Origin of the sequence: Cyanobium gracile UHCC 0281 (assembly GCF_034931305.1) — a bacterium.
In the GTDB taxonomy this organism is placed as follows: domain Bacteria; phylum Cyanobacteriota; class Cyanobacteriia; order PCC-6307; family Cyanobiaceae; genus Cyanobium; species Cyanobium gracile_A.
On record NZ_JAYGHY010000006.1, the window covers coordinates 49,382 to 70,575 of the forward strand.

The window sequence follows — 21,194 nt, forward strand, 5'->3', positions numbered from 1 at the left end:
CTGTTCCGCGTTCCCGCGCCTCTCCCCTTTCTCCGTCGTCTGCCGTGCCAGTGCCTGCCGTGCCAGTGCCTGCCCAGGGCAGACCCTCCCCCAGTTGGACGGTCGAAGCACTCCAGGGCTGGCACCTGCCCCTGCTGGATGATCCCGCCTTCCTGCCGCTGCAGCCGCTGCTGCAACGCTCGCTGTTGCTGGCCCTGCCGGAGCAGCTGCTGACGGCGGTGACCAGCCGCCGCCCCCTGGCCGCCCAGGTGCTTGTGGCTTTGCAGCGCCAGGGCCTCACCCGCCAGCAGGCCCTTGGGCTGATCGTTTGCCGCCGTCTCAATCGCAGCGGCACCTGCTGGCAGGTGCAGCACCTGCGCCTGGCCCTGGCCGCCACCGAAGCCATCGCTCCAGACGCCTTGGCGCCCAGCCGGGCGGCCCTGGCTGCCGATCTGCTGCGCCAGGCCATCGGTCGGGTGAAGGGCGCCGCCAGCTGGATCGCCACCGCCTCCAGTCTCGACACCTCCCGGCTGGCCACCCTGCGGGAGCAGGGGTTCCAGCCCCAGCGCACCGATCGCCTCTGGCGCTGGCAGCCAGCGGCCGATCGCGCCGTCCCGACCCTGCCGGCTGATCTGCAGTTGCGCCAGCTCAACCGCCGCACGGCCCCGTTGCTCTGGCACCTGGAGCAGGCCACCTGCCCGGCCCACCTGCGCCAGCTCCAGGATCGCCGCATCGAAGACCTGCTCGACCAGAGCCGCAGCCATGGCTGGATGCTGGTGGATGCGGTGCGCAATGAGGCTGTGGCGGGCGTGCGCTGGCTCGATGAGCACCCCGGCGGCGGCCAGGCGGTGGAGCTGAGCATCCATCCTGGCTGGGCCCACCTGCTCGAAACGGCGGCGGAATGCCTGCTGCACCGCCTCGCCAAGGGGGGCACCAGCTTGTGGCTGCGCTGCGAGGCGAGCGACGGCGAGCGCCAGGGCTGGTTGCAGGCCCTGGGGGCCGAAGCCCACGGCGAGGAGGTGCTGATGGCCCGCAGCGTCTGGCGGCGCCAGGAAGGCCAGCCGGCCAAGCGGGCGGCGCGGCGCCTTGAAGCGGTGCTCGAGCAGCTCCAGCCCCGGCGGCGGCCCATGCCCACCCCCAGCGGTCCCCTCGGCAGCCTGCCCACGGCGCCGCTGCTTCCCCGCTGAATGGCCCCACCCCGGCCGCGATCTGTGCTGGCCATCGATGTGGGGCGACGCCGCATCGGCCTGGCCGGTTGCGATCCGCTGGGGGTCACGGTGACACCACTGCCGGCTCTGGCGCGGGGGGAGTTCCAGGCCGACCTCGAGCGGCTGCTGAGCCTGGTGCGACAGCGGCGGGTGCAGGCGCTGGTGGTGGGGCTGCCCCTCGATGCCGGCCAGCGGCCCACACCCCAGGGGATCCATTGCCGCCGCTACGGCCTGCGGCTGGCCCGGGCCCTGCAGGCCCTCGGCCAGCCCCTGCCCCTGGCCTGGGTGGACGAGCACGCCAGCAGCTGGGCGGCGGGAGAGCGTTTCGCTCTGCACGGCGACCGCAGCGGCCGCCTCGACAGCGCGGCGGCCGTGTTGTTGCTGGAGCAATGGCAGCGGGAAGGCCCCGAACCGCTGGACCTGACGGCGTTGAGCGACGATCCGGTCGCTCCGGCGGCCATCGGCGTGGGCACTCGGGCCGGCGTTGATTCATTCTGAGTACACCCGCTTCCCCTTGATGGCCTCCGACCCCCCTGCGATGACGGGCTCCGGTGACGTGCCCACCGTGCAGGTGCGGGACGGCAGCGGCCGGCAGCTGCTGTGTTTCCTGGAGCAGCTGATCCCCCTCGATGGCCACGACTACGCCCTGCTGACGCCGGTGGACACCCCTGTCTGCCTCTTCCGTCTCAGCGACGACGACGATCCCGAGCTGGTGGAGACCCTCAATGCCACCGAGCCGATCCTGTCGGTGGCGGATGTGGTGCTGCAGGAACACGACCTGACCCTGGTGCGTTCCGCCGTCACCCTCACCGTCAGCGGAGAACTGGAGGAGCCCGATCCCGATGAACTCGAGGATGAGGAAGGCGACGACGACAGCGAGACCTACGAATTGCTGGTGAGCTTCATGGCCGGCGAAGAGGAGTACGGCCTGTACATCCCCCTGGATCCCTTCTTCGTGGTGGCCCGCATGGAGGGGGCCGACGCGGTGATGGTGGAGGGAGAGGAATTCGAGCGGGTCCAGCCCCGCATCGAGGCCGAACTCGACGAGCGGGAGAGCGACGACTGATGCTGCGCGACCTGCTCACGCCCGACTGGCTGCCGGGGACGTCCCTGGCCCACCTGCCGCTGCAGGAGCTCGTCGACCGTGGCATTCGCGCCCTGGTCCTGGACGTGGACCGCACCCTGCTGCCCCGCCGCCAGGCCACCATGCCCGTCCAGGCTGAGCTGTGGCTGCGCCACGCCCGCGAGCGGATGCCCCTGCACCTGCTCAGCAACAATCCCTCCCGGCGCCGCATCGGCGCAGTGGCCGACACGATGGGCCTCCCCTACACCACCTCGGCGGGCAAGCCGCGGCGGGCGGCCCTGCGCAAGGTGCTGCTGGATCTCGATCTGCCCCCCGCCCAGGTGGCCCTGGTGGGGGATCGGCTGTTCACCGATGTGCTGGTGGGCAACCGCATGGGCCTGTTCACCGTGCTGGTCAAGCCGATCGACCCCGACGGCGAGCCCTGCCGCCAGGACCGGTTGCAGAACCTGGAGTTGCGCATGGCCCGCTGGGTGGGTTCGGTTCCCGGCTGATGGGGTCGTCTGCTGCCTCCGCTGGCGCCGAATCTGGTCTGCGGCGGGTGATCAAGGTGGGCACCAGCCTGCTGCGGGGCAGCCCCGAGCGGCCCACGGCGGCGGTGATCGCCGACCTGGCGGCCAGCTTCAGCCGGCAGCAGCGCCAGGGGGATCGCCTGGCCCTGGTGACCAGTGGGGCGGTGGGTCTGGGCTGCGAGGCCCTGCGCTTCAGCAAGCGCCCCACCGAGGTGGTGGCCCTGCAGGCCGCCGCCGCCGTGGGCCAGGGCAGGCTGATGGCCCTCTACCAGGACGCCTTCGCCGTGCGGGGCCTGGCGGTGGCTCAGGTGCTGCTCACCCGCAGCGATCTGGCCTCCCGGCGCCGCTACCAGAACGCCTGCCGCACCCTGGAGCAGCTGCTGGAGTGGGGCGTGTTGCCGGTGGTGAACGAGAACGACACCCTGGCCACCGACGAACTGCGCTTCGGCGACAACGACACCCTCTCGGCGTTGGTGGCGGTGGCGATCGGCGCCGATGAACTGGTGCTGCTCACCGATGTGGATCGGCTCTATTCCGGCAACCCCCGCACCGATGCCGACGCCAGCCCGATCGAGGAGGTGCGGGACCTGGCCGAGCTGGAGCGCCTCAGCCATGTGGCCGAAGGGGGCGGGCAGTGGGGCACTGGCGGCATGACCACCAAGCTGGCGGCGGCCCGCATCGCCACCTCCAGCGGCATCCGGGTTCGGCTGGCCGATGGCCGCGATCCGGCGGTGCTCGACGCCCTGTTCGCCGGCGAGAAGGTGGGCACGGTTTTCCAGCCAAGCTCCACCCCCCTGGCCGACCGCAAGAGCTGGCTCGCCCATGCCCTGCTGGTGAAGGGCAGCGTGCGGGTGGATGCGGGCGCCGAGCGGGCCCTGCTGCAGCAGGGGGCCTCCCTGCTGGCGGTGGGCATCCGGGCGGTGGAAGGGCACTTCTCCCGGCGCGATGCGGTGCGTGTGCTGGCCAGCGACGGCCGCGAACTGGGCCGGGGCCTGAGCACCCTGAGCAGCGAGGAGCTGCGCCAGATCATGGGCCTGAGCAGCGAGGAGGTGCGCCGCCGGCTGGGGGCCGTGGGGGATGCGGTGGTGCACCGGGATCAGCTGGTGCTCACCTGCCTGGCTTCTTGAGGTTTCGCACCATAAAGCCCCCCGGCCGAAGCCAGGGGGCAGGGGACAAGAAGCCCGGTTGCGGAGCGCCTTGAGGGGAGGTTGGTGATCAGGCGTTGAGGAACGCCTTCACCGCCTCGCGCCCGGGCTGGGGCTCGATAGCCCCTTCGGTGCGACCCACGAGGGCGCCGCAGGCCGAGGCAAAGCGCAGCAGGTCTTCGATCGGACCGGGTCCAGTGACGCCATCACCGCCCGGTGCCGGTGCTTCGAGCAGCTCCGGCCGACGGCAGAGGCCATCCAGCAGGGCTGCTGTGAAGGCTTCACGGACGCCCAGGGGATGGCTGGGAGCGCTCTCCTCGACGGGCGAAAGGGTGCCTTGGCGACCCCCCAGGCACCAGCGAACAGTTCCCTCGCGGCCCGTCACCAGGACGGCCGGGCGCTTGGCCAGGGCGCCGTGAATGGTCGTGGGATCGGTGCTGCCGAAGAAGCCCTCGGCTTCCTCTGCCGAAGCGAGGATCAGGGTGGCCTTCTCGGCGAGGGGCCGGAAACGGCGCAGCACTTCGGCCGATGGGCCCGCATCCGGAGCGAGACCCCAGAAACCTGGGCACCAGTCGATTTCCAGGGCAATGCCGAGGCCCTGGGCCGTGGCCCGCTTGAGCAGCAGATCCAGCGCCATGGCGCTCGGGCCACTGACGAGGGCATTGGTGCTGACGAGCAGCCATCGGGCTTCCCCGAGCAGGGGCTTCACCGATTCAGCCAGCGTGGCGGGCACCACGGCGCTGTCGGCGAAGCCCTGGCCCAGGTCGCCAAGGAAGTCGTCGAGGCAAAGATCCCCGCCGGGCTTCCTTTTCAGCAGGGCCACACGTGTCGGACGTTTCGGATCTGTCTGCAGCGCCGGCGTGCTCACCTGCCGTCGCTCGAACAGCTTCAGCAGTTGCCGGCCGAGCGGATCGTCGCCGATCCGCCCCAGGACGCTGGCCGGGGTTCCCAGGCGGGTGACCCCGCAGGCCACGCTGGCCGGGGCGCCCCCCGGATGATCCGGGGTGTTCGCCTTGTTCTCGGTATCGGCTTCGGGCCTGTTGATGCGATGCATCAGGGCTTCGCCGAAGCAGAGCACGCGGGGGTGGTCGTGGGAGTCCACGATCAGGGGATGGATGGTGATGGGTTTGGTGGTTGTGGCGTTGGACATAGGCAGGACATGGAGTGGGTGGGTGATCTGCGGAGTTCGGACTGGGGGCTGGAGAGAACGCGCGACGTCGGCGATCAGCTCTGGCTGTTGACGAAGGCGTGGAAACGATCGGACATGGACTGGAACGCCTCGTCGGTCTGCTCGAGCAGGCCCGACCAGGCGTCCTGGCTGCTGCGTTGCAGCTCCTGAAGTCGAGACGTGGCCGCATCCCGGGCGGCCCTGAGTTCCTTGAGCTTGCTCTGGGTTTCGTCGCGGACGCCTTCCGCCACCTGTTTGGCCTGGTTCTGCAGCTGATCGATCTTGTCCGACAGTTCCTGAATCTGGGCCTGCCGCTTGTCGAGGATGGCCTGGCGCAGGCGTTCGTCGACGTTGGCCATCTCCTGGGAGGAGCGGCTGACGATGTGTTGTTGGGTGGTCATGGATGGATTCTCCTTCGATACGGCAACTGGAACGGCCAAGTCTCTTTGGCAACGGCTTGATAGGCCGCTGGCCTGCCTACGACGACAGGCGTAACGCTCAAGCGAAATGAGAAGCGAAACCAGAAAATGCTGGTCAGAGCACACGATCAAGGCAAGGAATCACTGTTTCCTGAGCCGAGGCATCCTGGGTAGGATGTTCGAGTGAGCTGAGCCGCTTCCAGTGAATTCACCTTATCACGTTTCAGCCCGTCACTACAACGGCAACGGGGAATCTGCTGGAAGCGCTGATAGCTGTGATGTCTCGGAACGCAGGCTCTCAGATGGATTCGAAGGATCGTGGTTCGACTGGTCAGCAGTTCTGATCAGTGCCCCTTTTCGGCCCTGGCCCATCATGCTGTCATCGCTGATATCCCTTGCGGCAAGAGCGGTTATGGCGAGTCGCCTGATCCGTTTTTCATGCTGATCCAGCACCTGAAGCTGTTCCACAACCCTGGCACCTGCAGCGCCCTGGCTGAGATGTTGCAGATGATCCACTTCGGTGCCGGCTGGATGGACCTGAGGCTCAGGCAGATCCGGCTCCACGAACAGTTGCTGCCGTCCGCGGAACGTGACCCCGCCACGACGCCCGGTTAGCGCCACAAGCTCGGAGCCGAGGTGGAGCTCCAGCTTGCGATGCGCCTGCGAAAGATGGCCCCATCGCCGGCGATGCCATCGCCATTGCCTTTGATGACGCCGACCTCTCAACGGCTGGATGAGGGGGGCGTGGGCCGCCATGGCGCCAGCGCGGCCTGCAGCTTTTCCAGCAGTTCGAGCGCTTCGCCTTCGTTGGAGAGCCCGCCCATCACGAGCGGGGGCCGTCGTTCGCTCCACAGGATCACCTGGGGTTCCGGTTCGTGCAGCAGCAGCGCCTCGGTGATCATCCGCGTCGGCAGGCTCTGGGCCGGCTGGCCAGCACGCCTGTAGGTGACGCGATCGGCGGCCAGGGTGAGCTCCTGCGGGCTCCATTGCTGGACGCTGCCGAGGCCTGCGGCGCCGAGGGCGGCCACCACCAGCAGGGTCTGGATCACGGTCCACTCCGGAAGGGCCAACGAGAGCAGCCCTGGAACCGAAAGATCCAGCATCAAGGTGGTGGGTTCGCTCAGGCCCAGGCGCGGCCCGAGCATCCAGACCAGAAACCCCCCGTACTTCACCATCACCGTGTTGAGCGCGGCGACGAACAGCAGATAGCTGCCCTGCTCGGCGAAGGAACGCCACCACTGCAGAGCCCCCACGCTGAAGCGGTTGCGGACGATGCGGGTGGCGGCAACGTCGTTCAGCACCCTCCAGACGCCTGCCTCCTGCTCGATGGGGATCCTCTGGATGGTGGAGGGGCCCCGGGTGCCCGGCCCTGTGGTGCCGACCAGATGGAGGGGGACCCCCAGATCACCGGCCAGGCTGCTGGCCTGCTGCCAGGCCGCCGAGAGTCTGGGGCTGCGGGCCAGGAGCTGCTCTCCACCGGGACCGCCCACGGCCAGCCCCACATCCCAGCCGAGCGGCCGCTCCCCCAGGGGCGGGACCGAAAGGCTGGAGAAACGAATCACCACGGCCTCGATGGCGGCCCGCCTGATCTCCTGGTGTTCGCTGCCCTGCCGCGTCTGCGACCACAGGCGGATCCGATCTCCCCAGCTGTGCAGCAGCACCCGGCGCTCCACCGGGGAGCCATAGCCGAGCTGGGCGATCAGCCACTCCATCGGCAGCAGGAACAGCAGCAGGCCGATCACGTAGGCCACGGCGCCCTGGAGACTGACCAGCAGGCAAAGGCTGGAGAACAGCAGGAAGGCCAGCAGATTGACGAGCGGGTTGGCGGGCACGTCGGCCTCGATCAGCTCCCGCCAGATCATGCGCTCGAGGGCCAGGGCCACCGATTGGACGAAGCGGCGGATCAGCACCAAAGGGGTGAGCAGCAGGCCGAGCCCGTTGCGTTTCGTGCTGCGAACCGTGCCGCGGAACTCCATCAATCCACCAGCAGGGGCAACCCGGCCGGCGGGACCTCCAGCAGCTGGCGGCGCTCCCCAGCCAGCTGCTGTTTGAACGTGCGCCACTGGGGCGAGGCGATCAACTCCTGGCTGATCGCCTCGGCGAGGCGCTGACCCGCCACCACATCGCTGGGGTAGTGCAAGCCGCAGTAGGCACGGACGTAGCCCCCCTGAAGGCCCACCTGCAGCAGCCGCTCCCGGCGCTCCGGCAGCAGGTCCGCCAGCAGCAGGGCCGCGGTGGCGAACCAGGTGGCGTGGCCACTGGGAAAGGACCAGGACATCTCCAGGGGCAGGCAGGGGCTCAGATCCCTGTGGTTCAAGAAGGGGCGCGGCCTGGCCGCCGCATCTTTGAGCTGATCCTTGAGAGCCTCTGCACGTGCGACGAAGGACGGCAGTCCCGCGACGAGGTGGGGCGACGTCCTGGCCAGGTCGGCGCCCACGGCGGCATCGAAGAGGCTGAGATGGCGGTTCAGGAAATGCCAGCTGTGCAGGATCCCCGCGGGGGTGCGGCTGCGCTGGTTCCAGCGCAGGATGGCCAGATCATCGAGCTCCTGCCGGCTGCCGGGGGCCGGTGGGCTGCCGAGCACGGCCCGATACCTGGCCGGTTGGAGCACCAGGCCCGCCGCCGGGTCAGCCTGCTGGGCCAGTGCCGGCATCCCCAGCATCAGCGGGCCTGGCATCAACAACAGGCCGGACAGCCAGAGTCCCAGACGCAAGCTGTTCATTGTCTGGAATCTCAGTTTTGTGGCTGCACCGTAATGGTGTCCCCCTGATGGATCCGTTCCGGCACCGGAGGGTCTTCGAGACGATGAGACTGCTTTCGGTAACGGTGGACCCCGTGCAGACAAACCGGAGACGTTCGTTGGTGGGGCTGCTGGGAATCCCCATGACGCGGTCCGGTCGCTCCTTCATGGCTCTGTTCCGGTGGGGAACTGCGCTGGCCGTGCTGCTGCTGGCCGATGGGCCGCTGTCGGCTGCCGCCGATCGCCACGGCAAGCCACCGGTGCCACGTCAGCAGGAGTGGCTGGCCCAGCCGTTGGGCGAGCGTTATCCACAGATCCCTGCGCAGGTGTGGGAGTGGATCGACCAGGCCAACGCCCTGGAAGCCAAGGGAGACTATGGAATGGCGGCGACGGTATGGCAACAGGTGCTGGCCTGGCGTGAGAAGGCGCAGGGGCCCGACCATCCCGATACCGCCGCCAGTCTCAACAACCTCGGGCTGCTGTACATCAAAGAGCGCGCCTTTTCCAAGGCCGAGCCCCTGCTGCTTCGCGCCCTGGCGATCAGAACCAAGATTCTGGGGCCGGACCATCCCTTCACCGCCCTCAGCCTCAATAACCTTGCCTGGCTGTACGCCAACCAGGGCAGCCATGCCAAGGCCGAACTTCTCTACTTACGCGCCTTGGCGATCGCCGAGAAGGCGCTGGGGCCTGAGCACCCTGGCCTCGCCCTCGGTCTCAACAACCTCGGGCTTCTTTACAGCAGCCAGGGTGATTACGCCAAGGCCGAGCCCCTATACCTTCGCGCCCTGGCCATCAGGGAGAAGGGGATGGGATCCGATCCGCTTGATACTGCGACCAGTCTGAATAGCCTTGGGCTGCTGTACAGGGACCTGGGCGCCTACACCAAGGCCGAGTCCCTTCTTCTTCGCGCTCTGGCGATCAGGGAGAAGGCGTTTGGACCCTATCCACTTGCTACTGCGATCAGCCTGAGCAGCCTTGGGCTGCTTTACGACGACCTGGGCGCCTATGCGAAGGCCGAGTCCCTTCTGCTTCGGGCTCTGTCGATCAGGGAGAAGGTGCAGGGGCCCGATCACAATGAAACCGCCACCAGCCTCAACAACCTTGCGACGCTGTACATCAGCCAGGGCGCCTACGCCAAGGCCGAGCCCTTGCTGCGCCGCTGCCTGGCCATCAAACAGAAGGTGCTGGGTGACGATCACCCCGATACCGCCACAAGCCTCAATAACCTCGCGGAGCTCTACAAAAACCAGGGTGCCTTCGCAAAGACCGAGCCCTTCTACCTCCGAGCCCTGGCGATCAACGAGAAGGTGCTGGGCCCCGATCACCCCTCAACAGCCACCAGCCTCAACAACCTCGCCCTGCTGTACCGGAGCCAGGGCGCCTATGGCAAGGCGGAGCCCCTGCTGCTTCGCGCCCTGGCGATCAGGGAGAAGGCGCTCGGGCTTGATAGCGTCGATACCGCCGCCAGTCTCATCAACCTCGCGGCGCTCTACGACAATCAAGGCGCCTTCGCCAAGGCCGAACCTCTCTATCTTCGCGCCCTGGCGATCAACGAGAAAGTGCTGGGTCCCGGGCACCCCATCACCGCCACCAGTCTGAACAACCTCGCGGTGCTGTACGACAACCAGGGGGCTTCTGCCAAAGCCGAGCCGCTCCACCGCCGCGCCCTGGCAATCCGGGAGAAAGCCCTGGGACCCGATCATCCCGATACCGCCGCCAGCCTCAATAACCTGGCGGAGCTACTCCGTCTTCAGGGTTCTGGCGCCAAAGCTGAGCCGCTGTTCCTCCGCTCCCTGGCGATCTTCGAGAAGGCCTTGGGCCCCGATCACCCCACGACCGCCCTCAGCCTCAACAACCTGGCGAAGCTGTACCTGAGCCAGGGGGCCGATGCCAAGGCCGAGCCCCTGCTGCGCCGTGGCATCGGCAGCCAGTCCCTGTTCCTCCAACAGGAGGCTCCCCTGTTGCCCCAGGCCCGGCGCCAGGAGCAGATCAAGGCTCTCGGCAATGTCTGGGAGATCCCCTACTCGCTGGTGGCCAACGCTCCTGGCGGAGCCTCCCTGGCCCTGTTCACGCGCTTGAACCGCCATGGCCTGCTGCAGGACATCGAACGGCGCCAGGCCCAGCTCGGCCGTGGCTCGCCTGCCCAGCAGATCCTCGTGAGTCAGCTCACGGCCCTGACGGCCCGGCTGGCCGATGTGAACCTCAGCGACCCGCAGCGGCAGACGCTGCAGCAGGAGCGGGATCGGCTGGAGCAGGAGCTCTACCGCCAGCTGCCGGCCCTGACCCCGCGGCTGGTGGACCCCGCCCAGGTGGCCGCTGCCCTGCCTGCTGATGGGGTGCTGTTCGAATTCCAGCGCTTCCGCCCCTACGACGCGCGCCAGCCGGAGGCCAGGAGCTGGGGGGAAGCGCGCTATCTGGCGATGCTGCTGTTCCCCGATGGGTCGACCCGTGCGGTGGACCTCGGCCCGGCGGCGGCCACCGATCCGCTGATTCAGCAGGCCCTGGCCGAGAGCCTGGCCCGGAATCGCCCCGCCGGTCCGTTCTGGGCCCGGGTGAGCCAGAAGGTCCTGGGGCCCCTGATGCAGCAGCTGGTGGGGCGGCGGCGCTGGTTCGTCTCCCCCGATGGCGAGCTGAGCCGCATCCCGTTCACGGCGCTGCCGGCTCCCAGTCAGGACCCGAGCGGGGCTGAGGCCGATTCCGCGCCCACCCTGGGCCAGCGGGTGCAGCTGCGGATCGTCACCAGCGGCCGTGACCTGCTCAGCCAGCGGAGCCCCGGGCCTGGCGGCCAGCGTGCCCTGGTGCTGGCCGCTCCTGATTTCGGTGGCCCCGGCGGGGCCTGGCAACCCCTGCCCGCCACCGCCGCGGAGGGCCGCTGGATCGCCGAACGGCTCGGTGCCTCCCTGTATCAGGGAGCTGCTGCCACCACCGGTGTGCTGCAACAGGCGCGCGGCCCCAGGGTGTTGCACATCGCCAGCCACGGGTTCTTCTCAGACCCCAACGCCCAGCTCCCCCAGGCCTCGCCAGCCAGCAGCAGCGACCCCCTGCTGAACAGCGGCATCGTGCTGGCGGGTGCCAACCGCAGCTGGTTATCCGGCCAGGGCGCGGCCACCAGCACGGCCGACGATGACGGCTATCTCACCGCCAAGGAGGCGGCCCAGTTGCAGCTCGATGGCACCGAGCTGGTGGTGCTCTCCGCCTGCGACACCGCCTCCGGAACCCTGCAGACCGGCGAAGGGGTCTATGGCCTGCAGCGGGCTCTCACCGTGGCCGGCGCCCGCTCCACCCTGCTGTCGCTCTGGAAGGTGGACGACGACGCGACAGCGGCGTTCATGCAGCGTTACGTCGCCCTGCTCAAACAGGGAAGGGGTCGCATGGACGCGTTGGCAACGGTGCAGCAGGAGTTCCGCAGCAACCCACCAGACCCGGACTGGGCCGACCACAAATTCTGGGCCGCCTGGCAACTCACCGGCGATGGCGGACCGATTCCGGGGTTATGAGCCAAGGCCTGCACAGCAGGCAGACTGAGACGGCGGCCGGCTGTTCTCGTTCCCCACCCATGCGAAAACTCCTGGGGTCTGCGGCACTGGGCGCTCTGCTGGCCACACCATCACTGCTCGCGCCGATGGCCGCTGCGGCCGCCGCCCCTGCCGTCGACTCCGCTGAACTGGAGAGCACGGTGAAGAGCATCGCCAGCCAGCTCCGCCAGAGCTGGAACGCAGATCCCGGCACCGCAACGTTGCCCTGGCCGGCGATCGAGGTGCTTCCCACTGGCCAGACGCCACTGGCGGCTTGTCCTGGCACCAGCGTGGCAACGGGAGCCCAGAGCCCTGCCCTGTTTTGCGCAGCCAGCGGCAAGGTGCTGCTGGATCGCACCAGGTTGACCAGGGAGGCCAGCCGCCATGGGGAGTGGGGCGTGGTCTATTGGGTCGGAGTTGGCCTGGCCAAGGCCATCCTTGGCAGCCGTCCGGCGTCGCTCCTGCCACCTGCCGCCGCCAACCTTCAGGCCAACTGCCTGGCGGGCGTCTTGATCGGTGGCACCAACTTGCAACCCAAGCCCCAGGATCCCCCTAAGCCCGATCAGCTCGTTGCCCCGGCGAATGGGGCGTACACCACCGCCGCTGCTGAGCAGATGGGGACCCGCAGCCAGCGCTCCTATGCGTTGCTCACCGGCCTTGGGGTGACCGATCTGGGCGGCTGCTCCGATGCATCCATGGCCCAGCTCGCCATGGACCAGGTCCCCGATCCAGCCCTGCTGGAGCAGCTGGCCACGGGAACAGATCGGGCCGTCTTCAACACGCTGGGGGTGATCAATCGCCGTTGCCGGAGGCTGCCCAACGCCCCCTGCCCGAGGCAAGTGCCCAGTTTCTCCGGCAAGAAGTGAGGCACCACCTGAGCCCGTGAGCAGCGAATCCCCGATCAAGCCCCATGGAGACAGTGAGAAGCTGCCCCGGAAAGGAATGCCGGGCGCCCGGACCAGGGCGGGATCGTTGCGCCTGCCAGGCTGGATGCGCTCGCCGTCGCTGCACGAATGGGTCAGGACGCTGGGCATCATCATCGCCGCCTCCTGGGGGATCTACACCTTCATCTGGAAGGAGATCTATGTGCCTTCCCAGGCGCCCGCCAGCATCAGTCTTGAGATCAGCCTGACTCCGATCGCCGGTGATGGGCGGAGCGAGCGATCGCAACCATCGCTGCAACGGGAGCTGAAGGTCAGCGCCACGAACGCCAGCAATCGCAGACTCTACCTGCTCAGTAGCTTCTGGGAGATGTTTCCGATTCGGCGTCAGTTGCTGAATCCATCGACCTTTTCTGAGCGGGCCAAAGGGCCCTTTGACGCCTTTCACGTGGAGCGGGGCGCCGAGCTGCAGCCGTACCCAACGGAAGCGGCCGGCAAGTTGTTCGTGGACGATCACATCAATCCGGGCGAAACCATCCACCGCTCACTGATTGTGACCCTGCCCTCGGATTCCTATGCCGCCCAGGTCGACGTTCTGGTCCCCGTCCTGACGCGGGAGCCTCCCAAGGGGAAAGGCCTCTGGGGTGGAAGGATGTTGGAGTGGGGTTATGACAAAACAGACATAGTCATTCCATTGCTGTGCATGGAAGGTCAACCAACCGACTGTCTCCGTCTGGATGATCCCGTGAAGCAGGACCTTCAGATCGATCGAAGGCTGAAGGCGTTTGACCCCAACTACTTTCTCAATGAGCAGAGTGTGCAGGTGGGGCTGTCAGGCGGGTCGTAGGATTGGTTCCGGCTGAGCATCTCCGTGGCTGCCGCTTCAAGGGAGACGACGGGCGCCACCCATCGGGCCACGTTTGCCATCAGGCCCCAGAAGCCAGAAGCGAATCGCATCGCCGCTCACCTCAAACTCCTCCAACACTTTCAGTCCAACAGTGCCTGGATCTGATGGGAAGAGGATCCGCCAGGTCCTGCGTGACCCTTCGCAGGTGGCTTCCCAGGCGCCGGCGGCAGTGGCGCCAGCCTCGGACGCGATCCACACCAGGTGATGGCGACCGTCGGCCAGCTTCGTCACCACCGCGCGCCCCGGCTTGCTCGGTGCCACGTAGTCCCAGGTGCCGAGTGCCGCCTCGCAGGCTGACGGTGCTGGCACAGCCCAGGACGGCGTTGAAGCCGTGGCCAGAGCCACCGCCACCGTGAGCACTCGTTTCCGCATGGACTGCTGCACTGATGGTTGGTTGGCAGGAACAGTTTAGAAGCGCCCGTCAAATCCCTCCGCGGTTGAAGCGCTCCAGATCAGAGGCGGACTATTGGCCAGTGCTTCAACAGGCAACCGCCGGTGCCACAGGCTTCGTTTGCAGCGAAGGCCGTGCCGGCATCCTTACTGCTTTTGGAGCCATCCAGAATGCCAGATGACAAATGCCGCGACATTGACAACCACCGTGATCCAGAAGCTGGCGATGAAACTTGGCTTGGAACACTTGTGGCGCAGTAGCTGCTGAGCGAGCAGCGCGCCAGGCCAGCCCCCAGCCAGGCCGAGCAGGTGCAACGTCTTCTCAGGTGTGCGCCAGCGCCCATGGATGGCGGCTGATTTGTCGAAGGCATAAGAGAGGAAGGTCATCACACTGAGCCCGATGTAGACAGCAAGAAGCTCAGGTCTGACCGGCCATCGGCTCGCAACGTAGAGCCAGACGGCGGCGAAGGCCGGGATCACGAGAGTCGTTGGGAGTGTCCATGATGCAGGCAACTCCGCTGTATGATTGTTTTTTGCTCTGTCGCTCACCAGATATCGGACTGAGTGTGCACGGCGTTTGCCATTGGGGCCTAGTTCAACTTCGAAGGTCAACAGCTGTCCGATCGTCGGACGGCCTGAACCCGTGGGGAATGCCTTGATATGGACGAAGACATCCTTGCCGCCCTGTTTTGAGCTTCCCGACGCATTGCATGGATGGCATCTGAGTCGGTCTAACGACGAATCACGCGGTACCTGCTCTGTCCTGCGTCTTCTTCCATTCGTCAGTAAGCAACCCAGAGAACCCCCAGTTTTCTTCGGCGATCTCCTGAATAACGACATGGGTGTGTTCGGGTTTCTTGCCTAGAACGTTTACAAGAGAGTCAGTAATTTCTTTCACCAGTTGTGCCTTTTGCCCGCGAGTGGCACCTTCAGTGATCTGCACATTGACGTAAGGCATGAGCTTTCTGATTGGACAATGGTGGAATGAATGCCGGAATGTTGGTTGTGAAGTCCGACGGCTAACGGACCGGTTCAGAGGCGGCGCGTATCGCCATCAGCCGCAACAGGCTGTGATGCAGCGTCCTGCCTTCCAACAACTGGGATGTCAAAGTGTACGACATTTTCACGGACTCCGAGTTTCGAAAATTACGCGATGGCCGGCCAATCATCAAGACCAGTATCGGCTTGAACGACAATGACGTAGGACCCGCGCTCTGCCGCGACTGTCTTCAGCTCTTCAATCAGTGTCGTTGCGATTCCTTCGTGCCGGTGCGGCGCAGAAACGGCCAGATCGTAAATGTAGATTTTGCTGAGTTCTTGCTCAAATCCTCGCAGTTCATAGACCGCGATGCCTCCAATATCAGTTCCGTTCTTCAAGGCAGCCATCGCAATAAAGGAGTTACCGCCCAGCAATCGTCGCGGCTAACCAGTACTTAGAACACTACCAGGATACGTCGCCATGTCGTCAAAGGCTTTACCAAATAGAGCCAGTAGAGCTTCCATCAGCCGAGTGTCATCAGGCGTTGGCTGGTGAATCACCAGCGACACAAACGACTCCTCAATCATGATCATCCACGCTTCGAGTCGGCATAACACTGTCCCTGAGTGGCAGGCAAAGACTCTAGAACGCGAGCAGTGAATTGATGGTGGCCTGTCCACTCGAGGGGCTTGTTGGGGGTGACACTAGAAACTGACGGACTTTCATATAGCAGCACTCGCGTTTGGGAAAGGCCCATGACTAATCAAGAAAATGCCACCTTGGCTTGCAGGCTCATTTTTCCCTCAGGCTGTGATCAATGTCCACGATATCGTTAATGACGATCTGTCAGACTGCTGAGAGCAGATGCGCAGATCGCATTCTGGCCAAATTCAGATGGTCTTCTCGATTCGAGAATCGGTTGTTAGGGATTGATGGGTTGTAAAGACAAAGATATCTAGCCACATCCTCGTTCGGGTTCTCGCTTCCGTGTACAAGCAGATTGCGGATTAGACGTATTTCTGCAAATCTAGGCGGCATCCTATCTTTATTAATCCATGCCTGAGTCACACATGCCGATTCGCATATAGTATCAAGCATGGCGAAACGCAAAACTGGATCGTTGGAGTGCCGCGCTACATCCCAAGCACCGATTCTAAACTCTGCAGATTCGTCACTCCACCCACGATGACTATGGGACACCTGAACCTGGTGGTCCCATCCTGTGGGAACTCGAATTACAACCCCGAGCGATGGTTCAGTGCATAGATCTATCGCTTTTAGGAGCTTTCCAGTCAAAACGTTAACCCTGGAAAGTTCCCGTGCAATCCATCGGTTAGCGAGGCTCTTGAATTGCTCGTCATCATCCTCAGGCCTACGCAGAAGAACAAAGTCCACTGTTTCAACTTCTATATGGCATTCTGCTTGTGCCAGTAGCGACCGCTCAGGCTCTTGAAGCCCGGGAATGGTGAACTTTATGGAATAGGTTCATGCTGGCCTTGGTTGCTTGACATCGCTAAGCTGAAAACTTCAATGATGTTAGATAGCGCTGGATAATGACTGGTAATAGAATGGAATTCGCGACTCCGTCGGTATCCACTCAACTTGTTATTGGGCAGTTTCCGTGAACCACTCCCAGCGTCCATTCCTTTTCGTGAACCAGCGACCACTGGTTGGATGGTTGCATCGAAGGCCCACCAGCGCAGTGCGTGTTGTCGACAGTCCGATGACGTTACCCGCGGCTAGCGGATCCGTGACCCATATGTTCTATACGCTACAAACCCCTAGTGAGGCCGTTATGAAACAGAAGGGTTGCTCTGCTTCGTGAAACCTGAAATGCATCGATCCCGCACGCCCTCTTCGCACCCGTATCCGTATACTCAACTCACCAGTCTCCGGTGTCACGTCAACGCCCCCTGTGCCTTCTTCCCCCAGCGATCGCAACCGGCAACACCCCTCACCCAGGCCTGTTCACCTCACGTCTCCAGCAGCATCTTGGAAAGATTCGGCAGGCCCGCTCCCTGGTGGTAGCGGTCGCGCTTGAGATCCGTGCAGTGGTTCAGCAGGATCTGCTTCACCCGGTCGGGATAACCGATGAACTCGGTGCGCACCGACAGGAACGCGGCCAGCAGGCCGGAGATGTGGGGGGCCGCCATGCTCGTGCCGGACAGGGCGACATACAGCCCATCGACGCTTTCCCCCTTGCCGCGCGTGTGGGTGCGTTTGGGATCGCTGCTGCTGCGGCACGAGCGGATTTGCTCCCCTGGGCCCACCACATCGGGCTTCAGGCGCCCATCGGCGGTGGGACCTCGCGAGGAGAAATAGGAGGTGCCGTAGCGGTAGGGCAGGGTGGGGTGCACCGAGCCCACGGCGATCGCCTCCTCCAGGTTGGCGGGATCGCCGATCGAGAGGTCGAAGGAACGGGTGGCGTTGAAGCCGTCCACCACGATGTCGCCGCTGCCCTCGTTGCCCGCCGCCAGCACCACCAGCACCCCCTGGCGCACCAGCCGCAGCAGGGAGGCGCACAGCGGTGAATCGCCGCAGCCGAAGCTGGCCGGATCGAAAGCGCCCCCCAGGCTCAGGTTCACCCCCTGGATCGCCAGACGTCGCCCATCCTGGTTCTGTTTCCAGATGTGGTCGATCGCCTTGATGATCCAGGCGTCGTAGCCGCTGCCGTTGTCGGCGAGCACCTTGTAGGTCACCAGCCGGGCCTTGGGGGCCATGGCCAGCATGTCCGGCCCCCCGTCGCCCCCCACCGCCTGCAGCCCGCCGGCGATGATGCCGGCCACATGGGTGCCATGGCCGTTGGCGTCGTTGCCACTGCCCGGCTGCACCGGCCCCCTTGCGGTGCAGTCCCATTCGGCGGCGATCGTGCCCTCAGGGGCAAAGGCGGGGTTGTGGAAGTGGGGATGGCGGTTGTCGATGCCCGTGTCCAGCACCGCCCAGGTGATGCCCTGGCCGCAGGCGTTGTAGCCCAGCTGGGCGGTGCGGGCCTGCACGGTGTGGATCGACTCCTTGATCAGCGCTTTTTTCTTGCTGTTGCTGAACATCCGGTACACCGCCGGTGAGGCGGCGCCGTATTGCTGGCTCAGCGCGGCCGCCAGGGTTTCCACCTCGGCGCGGGTCAGGTTCACCGACACGTAGCGGTCGAGCTGGTCCTCCAGAAACACCGTCTCAGCCGTGATCGGATCCTGCAGCACATTCTTCTCGATCCAGGCCAGCACTTTCTTTCGGGCCCCCTGTAGCGAATCGCCCCCTTCCCCGGCAGCGGATGCCCCTGAGCTGCTTCCGGTCGGCTGGGTGCGCTCCAGCAGTTCGATCAGCACCGGCACCCGCACCATGGCGTCCGCATCCAGGGAATCGGCCAGATTGCGCGCCACCGTCATCGGGCTCACCGGCTGGAAACGGGAGCGTTCCAGCGCCGCCATCACCGTGTCCTGGGTCGACTGACGCGACAGATAGCGGCTGGCGGAGTGGGCCTTGCTGGGCGGCCAGACGACCCCCTGCACCCGTTCATCCAGCACCGGTGGTTTGCCGCTGGCGCTGTATTCGTCGGCCAGGGTCTGATCCAGGCAGACGATGTCGCCGTCCTGGGCGATGTTCACCCAGCGCTTGACCCCGGGTGGAATCGGCAACGTCTTGCCGTGCCATTGGTGCAGCACGTCGGTCACCTGGGGCAGCCCCAGGGGGGAGCCGATCGTGAGGAACAGGTCCACCTCCAGCGCAGCGCCCAGTTCCATCAGCGCCTGATACGTGACCATGCTCCCCTGGCTGTGGCCGATCACCACGAAGGGCCCTCCGCCCGTGGTCACCCGGTCCTTCACCGTCTGCACCATGCGTGTGCGCTTGGTCTTGTTGAACAGGAAATCGTTCACATCCGCCAGGAACGCCTGGGTGAACAGGGCCGTCACCGGGCTCCACAGCCCCTTGACCTCCATCGATTTCGTCGCGGCCCCTCCCATCGGAGCTCCCCGCTGGGCCGCCGTCTGGGCGGCCTCCTCCAGTTGCTTCGTCACGGCGGCCACGAAGGCCGCTGATTCCTCCCGGTCGTCGCTGTCCCGGATCGAGGCGGCCAGCAGCGCCTCCGCCCCCACCTGCAGCGTCGCCCGGTCGTCGCCGATGGCCCGGGTGGAGACGCCCGCCGTCTCCGGGTAGCGCTCCCGGTCGACCCAGTAGGCCATGCGGGTGCGCTCCCCCTGGTCGGCGCCGAACAGGGCCCGGTCCCACTCCGAGCGCAGCACCCCCTCCGGGGGCATGTTGGAGATCCCGTGGCAGTAGATCACGGTGCGGGCCTGCCCCCGCAGGGCCGGCGTGCCGGCAGCGGAGGCTTTCTTCGGGGCGGTCATGGCGTCACCGAGGCAAACAGATCCGATGACCAGCCATAGCCACAGCGGCCGCTGGCTCCCTGCTGGTGTCATCGTTCTTCAGCCTTCCGGCGACGTTCCGCCCGGCCTTGCCCATGTCCCTGCTGCTCACCCTCCTGGCCCTGGTCCTGCTGCTGGATCTGGTGGTGTTGGTGGTGCTGCTGCCCTCGCTGCTGATCCGTGGCCTGTTGGCGCCCCTGTTCCCCGGTGTGGTCTTCTGCGGCCGGGGCCGCCAGATGCGTTTGGCCCTCACCATCGACGACGGCCCCAGCGGCCCCGGCTCGGAGGGCCTGCTGGCCCTGCTGCGGGAGCTGGAGCTGCCGGCCACCTTCTTCCTGATCGGCTCCCATCTGGAGCGCGACCACCGCTTCCCTCGCCGCGCCCTGCAGCAGGGCCACGACCTAGGCAACCATCTCTGGTGCGATCAGCGTTCCGCTGCCCTGGCGCCGGCCGCCTTCCAGCAGCAGCTCCTCAACACCGAGCGGGCGATCACCCGGGCCGCCGCCCCCGCCCAGCTGCACTGGCGCTGGTTCCGCCCCGGTGGCGGCTGGTTCCACCAGGCCATGCGCGATGGTGTCGCGGCCCGTTCCTACCGGCTGGTGCTGGGTTCGATCTTCCCCTGGGACACCTTGCGGCCGCCCCTGTGGTTCGTGCGCCTGTTCGTGCGCCTCAATGCCCACCCCGGCGGCATCCTGGTGCTCCACGACACCCCGGCCCTCAGCGGCCGCACCCTGGAGATCCTTCGCCTGATCGTGCCCGACCTGCGCCGCCGCGGCTACCGCTTCGTGCCGCTGGCGGAACTGCTGGATCCTGCCTGCTGATCCCGCCTCCAGCGTTGGGCGTGGGGCCTACGATCCGGGCCGTCCGCCCCCTGGGGAATGCGCTTCAGCAGCCTGCTCACCCGGATCGGCGCCGTCCAGGACGGCAGCCCCCGGCACCTGGCGGGGGATCCAGAGATCTCGGGCGCCGAAGCGCTGGATCGTGCCGGCCCCGGCCAGCTGGCCTTCCTCGAACCCGGCAACGCCCTGGCCGCCGCCCTCTCCGCCAGCGGCGCCGCCGCCCTGCTGCTGCCCCTCGACGAAGAAATCCAGCAGCTGGCCAGCGAGCGCGGCCTGGCCTGGGTGGCGCTCGCCAACCCCCGGCTCGGCTTCGCCGAAGCCCTCGCCGCCCTGCATCCCCCCACCCCGAAGCCCCCGGGGATCCACCCCAGCGCCGTCGTCGACCCCAGTGCGGCTGTGGCCGCCGATGTCCATGTGGGCGCCCATGGGGTGATCGGGGCCGGCAGCGTCGTGGCCGCCGGCTGCGTGCTCCATCCCGGTGTCGTTCTGTACGAGGACGTGCAGCTCGCCGAGGGCTGCGAGATCCATGCCAATGCCGTGCTCCATCCCGGCAGCCGCCTCGGGGCGGGCTGCGTGGTCCAGTCCCAGGCGGTGATCGGCGCCGAGGGTTTCGGCTTCGTGCCCACCGCTTCGGGGTGGGTGAAGATGCCCCAGACCGGCCGGGTGGTGCTCGAGGACGGCGTCGAGGTGGGTTGCGGCTCCACCATCGATCGCCCCAGCGTGGGCGAAACCCGCATCGGCGCCGGCACCAAGATCGACAACCTCGTGCACGTCGGCCATGGCGTCGTCACAGGCAAAGGCTGTGCCCTGGCCGCCCAGGTGGGCATCGCCGGCGGTGCCGTGCTCGGCAACGGCGTGATCCTCGCCGGCCAGGTGGGAGTGGCCAACCGGGCCGTGATCGGCGATCGGGCCATCGCCTCCTCCAAGTCCGGCATCCACGGTGAGATCGCCGCCGGGGAGGTGGTCAGCGGCTATCCCGCCATCCCCAACCGGCTCTGGCTGCGCTGCTCCGCTGTCTTCAACAAGCTGCCCGAGATGGCCCGCACCCTGCGGCAGCTGCGGAAGTAGCC

19 protein-coding genes and 1 pseudogene are annotated in these 21,194 nt (G+C 66.2%); 10 read left to right on the forward strand and 10 right to left on the reverse strand.

Going from position 1 to position 21,194, the window contains the following annotated elements:
• Positions 1 to 59: 59 nt before the first annotated feature.
• The 5 genes from VB739_RS03325 to proB are packed head-to-tail and all read left to right on the forward strand — an operon-like array spanning position 60 to position 3,907.
• Positions 60 to 1,166: a hypothetical protein gene (locus tag VB739_RS03325; protein ID WP_323355707.1), complete on the forward strand. Its 1,107-nt coding sequence runs from the start codon at positions 60 to 62 to the stop codon at positions 1,164 to 1,166.
• Complete coding sequence (gene ruvX, locus VB739_RS03330) at positions 1,167 to 1,685, forward strand: Holliday junction resolvase RuvX (protein ID WP_323355708.1); 519 nt, start codon at positions 1,167 to 1,169, stop codon at positions 1,683 to 1,685.
• 19 nt (positions 1,686 to 1,704) lie between these two features.
• On the forward strand, positions 1,705 to 2,253 hold the full coding sequence (locus VB739_RS03335) for a DUF3727 domain-containing protein (RefSeq protein ID WP_323355709.1): 549 nt from the start codon (positions 1,705 to 1,707) through the stop codon (positions 2,251 to 2,253).
• Entirely contained in the window at positions 2,253 to 2,762 is a 510-nt protein-coding gene (locus tag VB739_RS03340; RefSeq protein WP_254943416.1) for a YqeG family HAD IIIA-type phosphatase, read from the forward strand. Before VB739_RS03335 ends, VB739_RS03340 begins: the two co-directional genes overlap by 1 nt.
• Positions 2,762 to 3,907 carry a glutamate 5-kinase gene (gene proB, locus VB739_RS03345; protein ID WP_323355710.1) on the forward strand — a complete coding sequence of 382 codons (1,146 nt, stop codon included), beginning with the start codon at positions 2,762 to 2,764 and terminating at the stop codon, positions 3,905 to 3,907. Before VB739_RS03340 ends, proB begins: the two co-directional genes overlap by 1 nt.
• Positions 3,908 to 3,995: 88 nt before the next feature.
• On the opposite strand, the gene VB739_RS03350 is transcribed toward proB, so the two are convergent.
• The 5 genes from VB739_RS03350 to VB739_RS03370 form a co-directional block, all read right to left on the reverse strand.
• Entirely contained in the window at positions 3,996 to 5,075 is a 1,080-nt protein-coding gene (locus tag VB739_RS03350; RefSeq protein WP_323355711.1) for a PfkB family carbohydrate kinase, read from the reverse strand.
• Between the two features lie 74 nt (positions 5,076 to 5,149).
• The gene (locus VB739_RS03355) at positions 5,150 to 5,494 is read right to left on the reverse strand and encodes a hypothetical protein (RefSeq protein ID WP_323355712.1); all 345 of its coding nucleotides are present in this window, start codon (positions 5,492 to 5,494) and stop codon (positions 5,150 to 5,152) included.
• Between the two features lie 252 nt (positions 5,495 to 5,746).
• Entirely contained in the window at positions 5,747 to 6,268 is a 522-nt protein-coding gene (locus VB739_RS03360) for a hypothetical protein (protein ID WP_323355713.1), read from the reverse strand.
• Positions 6,235 to 7,488, reverse strand: coding sequence for a hypothetical protein (locus tag VB739_RS03365; protein ID WP_323355714.1), 1,254 nt, complete (start codon positions 7,486 to 7,488; stop codon positions 6,235 to 6,237). The genes VB739_RS03360 and VB739_RS03365 overlap by 34 nt, the downstream gene beginning before the upstream one ends.
• A complete protein-coding gene (locus VB739_RS03370; protein WP_323355715.1) occupies positions 7,488 to 8,234 on the reverse strand; it encodes a phosphatase PAP2 family protein in 747 nt (248 codons plus the stop codon). Before VB739_RS03370 ends, VB739_RS03365 begins: the two co-directional genes overlap by 1 nt.
• Before the next feature lie 161 nt (positions 8,235 to 8,395).
• On the opposite strand from VB739_RS03370, the gene VB739_RS03375 reads away from it, so the two are divergent.
• Genes VB739_RS03375 through VB739_RS03385 form a run of 3 tightly spaced genes read left to right on the forward strand, consistent with a single transcriptional unit; the run spans position 8,396 to position 13,495 of the window.
• On the forward strand, positions 8,396 to 11,749 hold the full coding sequence (locus VB739_RS03375; RefSeq protein ID WP_323355716.1) for a CHAT domain-containing tetratricopeptide repeat protein: 3,354 nt from the start codon (positions 8,396 to 8,398) through the stop codon (positions 11,747 to 11,749).
• Positions 11,750 to 11,808: 59 nt separating this feature from the next.
• A complete protein-coding gene (locus VB739_RS03380) occupies positions 11,809 to 12,633 on the forward strand; it encodes a hypothetical protein (RefSeq protein WP_323355717.1) in 825 nt (274 codons plus the stop codon).
• Positions 12,634 to 12,649: 16 nt separating this feature from the next.
• The gene (locus tag VB739_RS03385) at positions 12,650 to 13,495 is read left to right on the forward strand and encodes a hypothetical protein (RefSeq protein ID WP_323355718.1); all 846 of its coding nucleotides are present in this window, start codon (positions 12,650 to 12,652) and stop codon (positions 13,493 to 13,495) included.
• Positions 13,496 to 13,531: 36 nt separating this feature from the next.
• Here VB739_RS03385 and VB739_RS03390 read toward each other — a convergent pair whose 3' ends face one another.
• From VB739_RS03390 to VB739_RS03410, 5 genes and pseudogenes are all read right to left on the reverse strand, one after another.
• Complete coding sequence (locus VB739_RS03390; protein WP_323355719.1) at positions 13,532 to 13,927, reverse strand: hypothetical protein; 396 nt, start codon at positions 13,925 to 13,927, stop codon at positions 13,532 to 13,534.
• A 165-nt stretch (positions 13,928 to 14,092) separates the two neighbouring features.
• A complete protein-coding gene (locus VB739_RS03395) occupies positions 14,093 to 14,425 on the reverse strand; it encodes a DUF1294 domain-containing protein (protein WP_323355720.1) in 333 nt (110 codons plus the stop codon).
• A gap of 262 nt (positions 14,426 to 14,687) precedes the next feature.
• The gene (locus VB739_RS03400; protein WP_323355721.1) at positions 14,688 to 14,903 is read right to left on the reverse strand and encodes a 4-oxalocrotonate tautomerase family protein; all 216 of its coding nucleotides are present in this window, start codon (positions 14,901 to 14,903) and stop codon (positions 14,688 to 14,690) included.
• Between the two features lie 191 nt (positions 14,904 to 15,094).
• A pseudogene (locus VB739_RS16655) lies at positions 15,095 to 15,511 on the reverse strand (GNAT family N-acetyltransferase); the annotation flags it as partial.
• 1,386 nt (positions 15,512 to 16,897) lie between these two features.
• Complete coding sequence (locus tag VB739_RS03410) at positions 16,898 to 19,267, reverse strand: S8 family peptidase (protein WP_323355723.1); 2,370 nt, start codon at positions 19,265 to 19,267, stop codon at positions 16,898 to 16,900.
• A gap of 113 nt (positions 19,268 to 19,380) precedes the next feature.
• On the opposite strand from VB739_RS03410, the gene VB739_RS03415 reads away from it, so the two are divergent.
• Positions 19,381 to 20,106, forward strand: coding sequence for a polysaccharide deacetylase family protein (locus tag VB739_RS03415; RefSeq protein ID WP_323355749.1), 726 nt, complete (start codon positions 19,381 to 19,383; stop codon positions 20,104 to 20,106).
• A 57-nt stretch (positions 20,107 to 20,163) separates the two neighbouring features.
• Positions 20,164 to 21,192, forward strand: coding sequence for a UDP-3-O-(3-hydroxymyristoyl)glucosamine N-acyltransferase (gene lpxD, locus VB739_RS03420; RefSeq protein ID WP_323355724.1), 1,029 nt, complete (start codon positions 20,164 to 20,166; stop codon positions 21,190 to 21,192).
• Positions 21,193 to 21,194 lie beyond the last annotated feature (2 nt).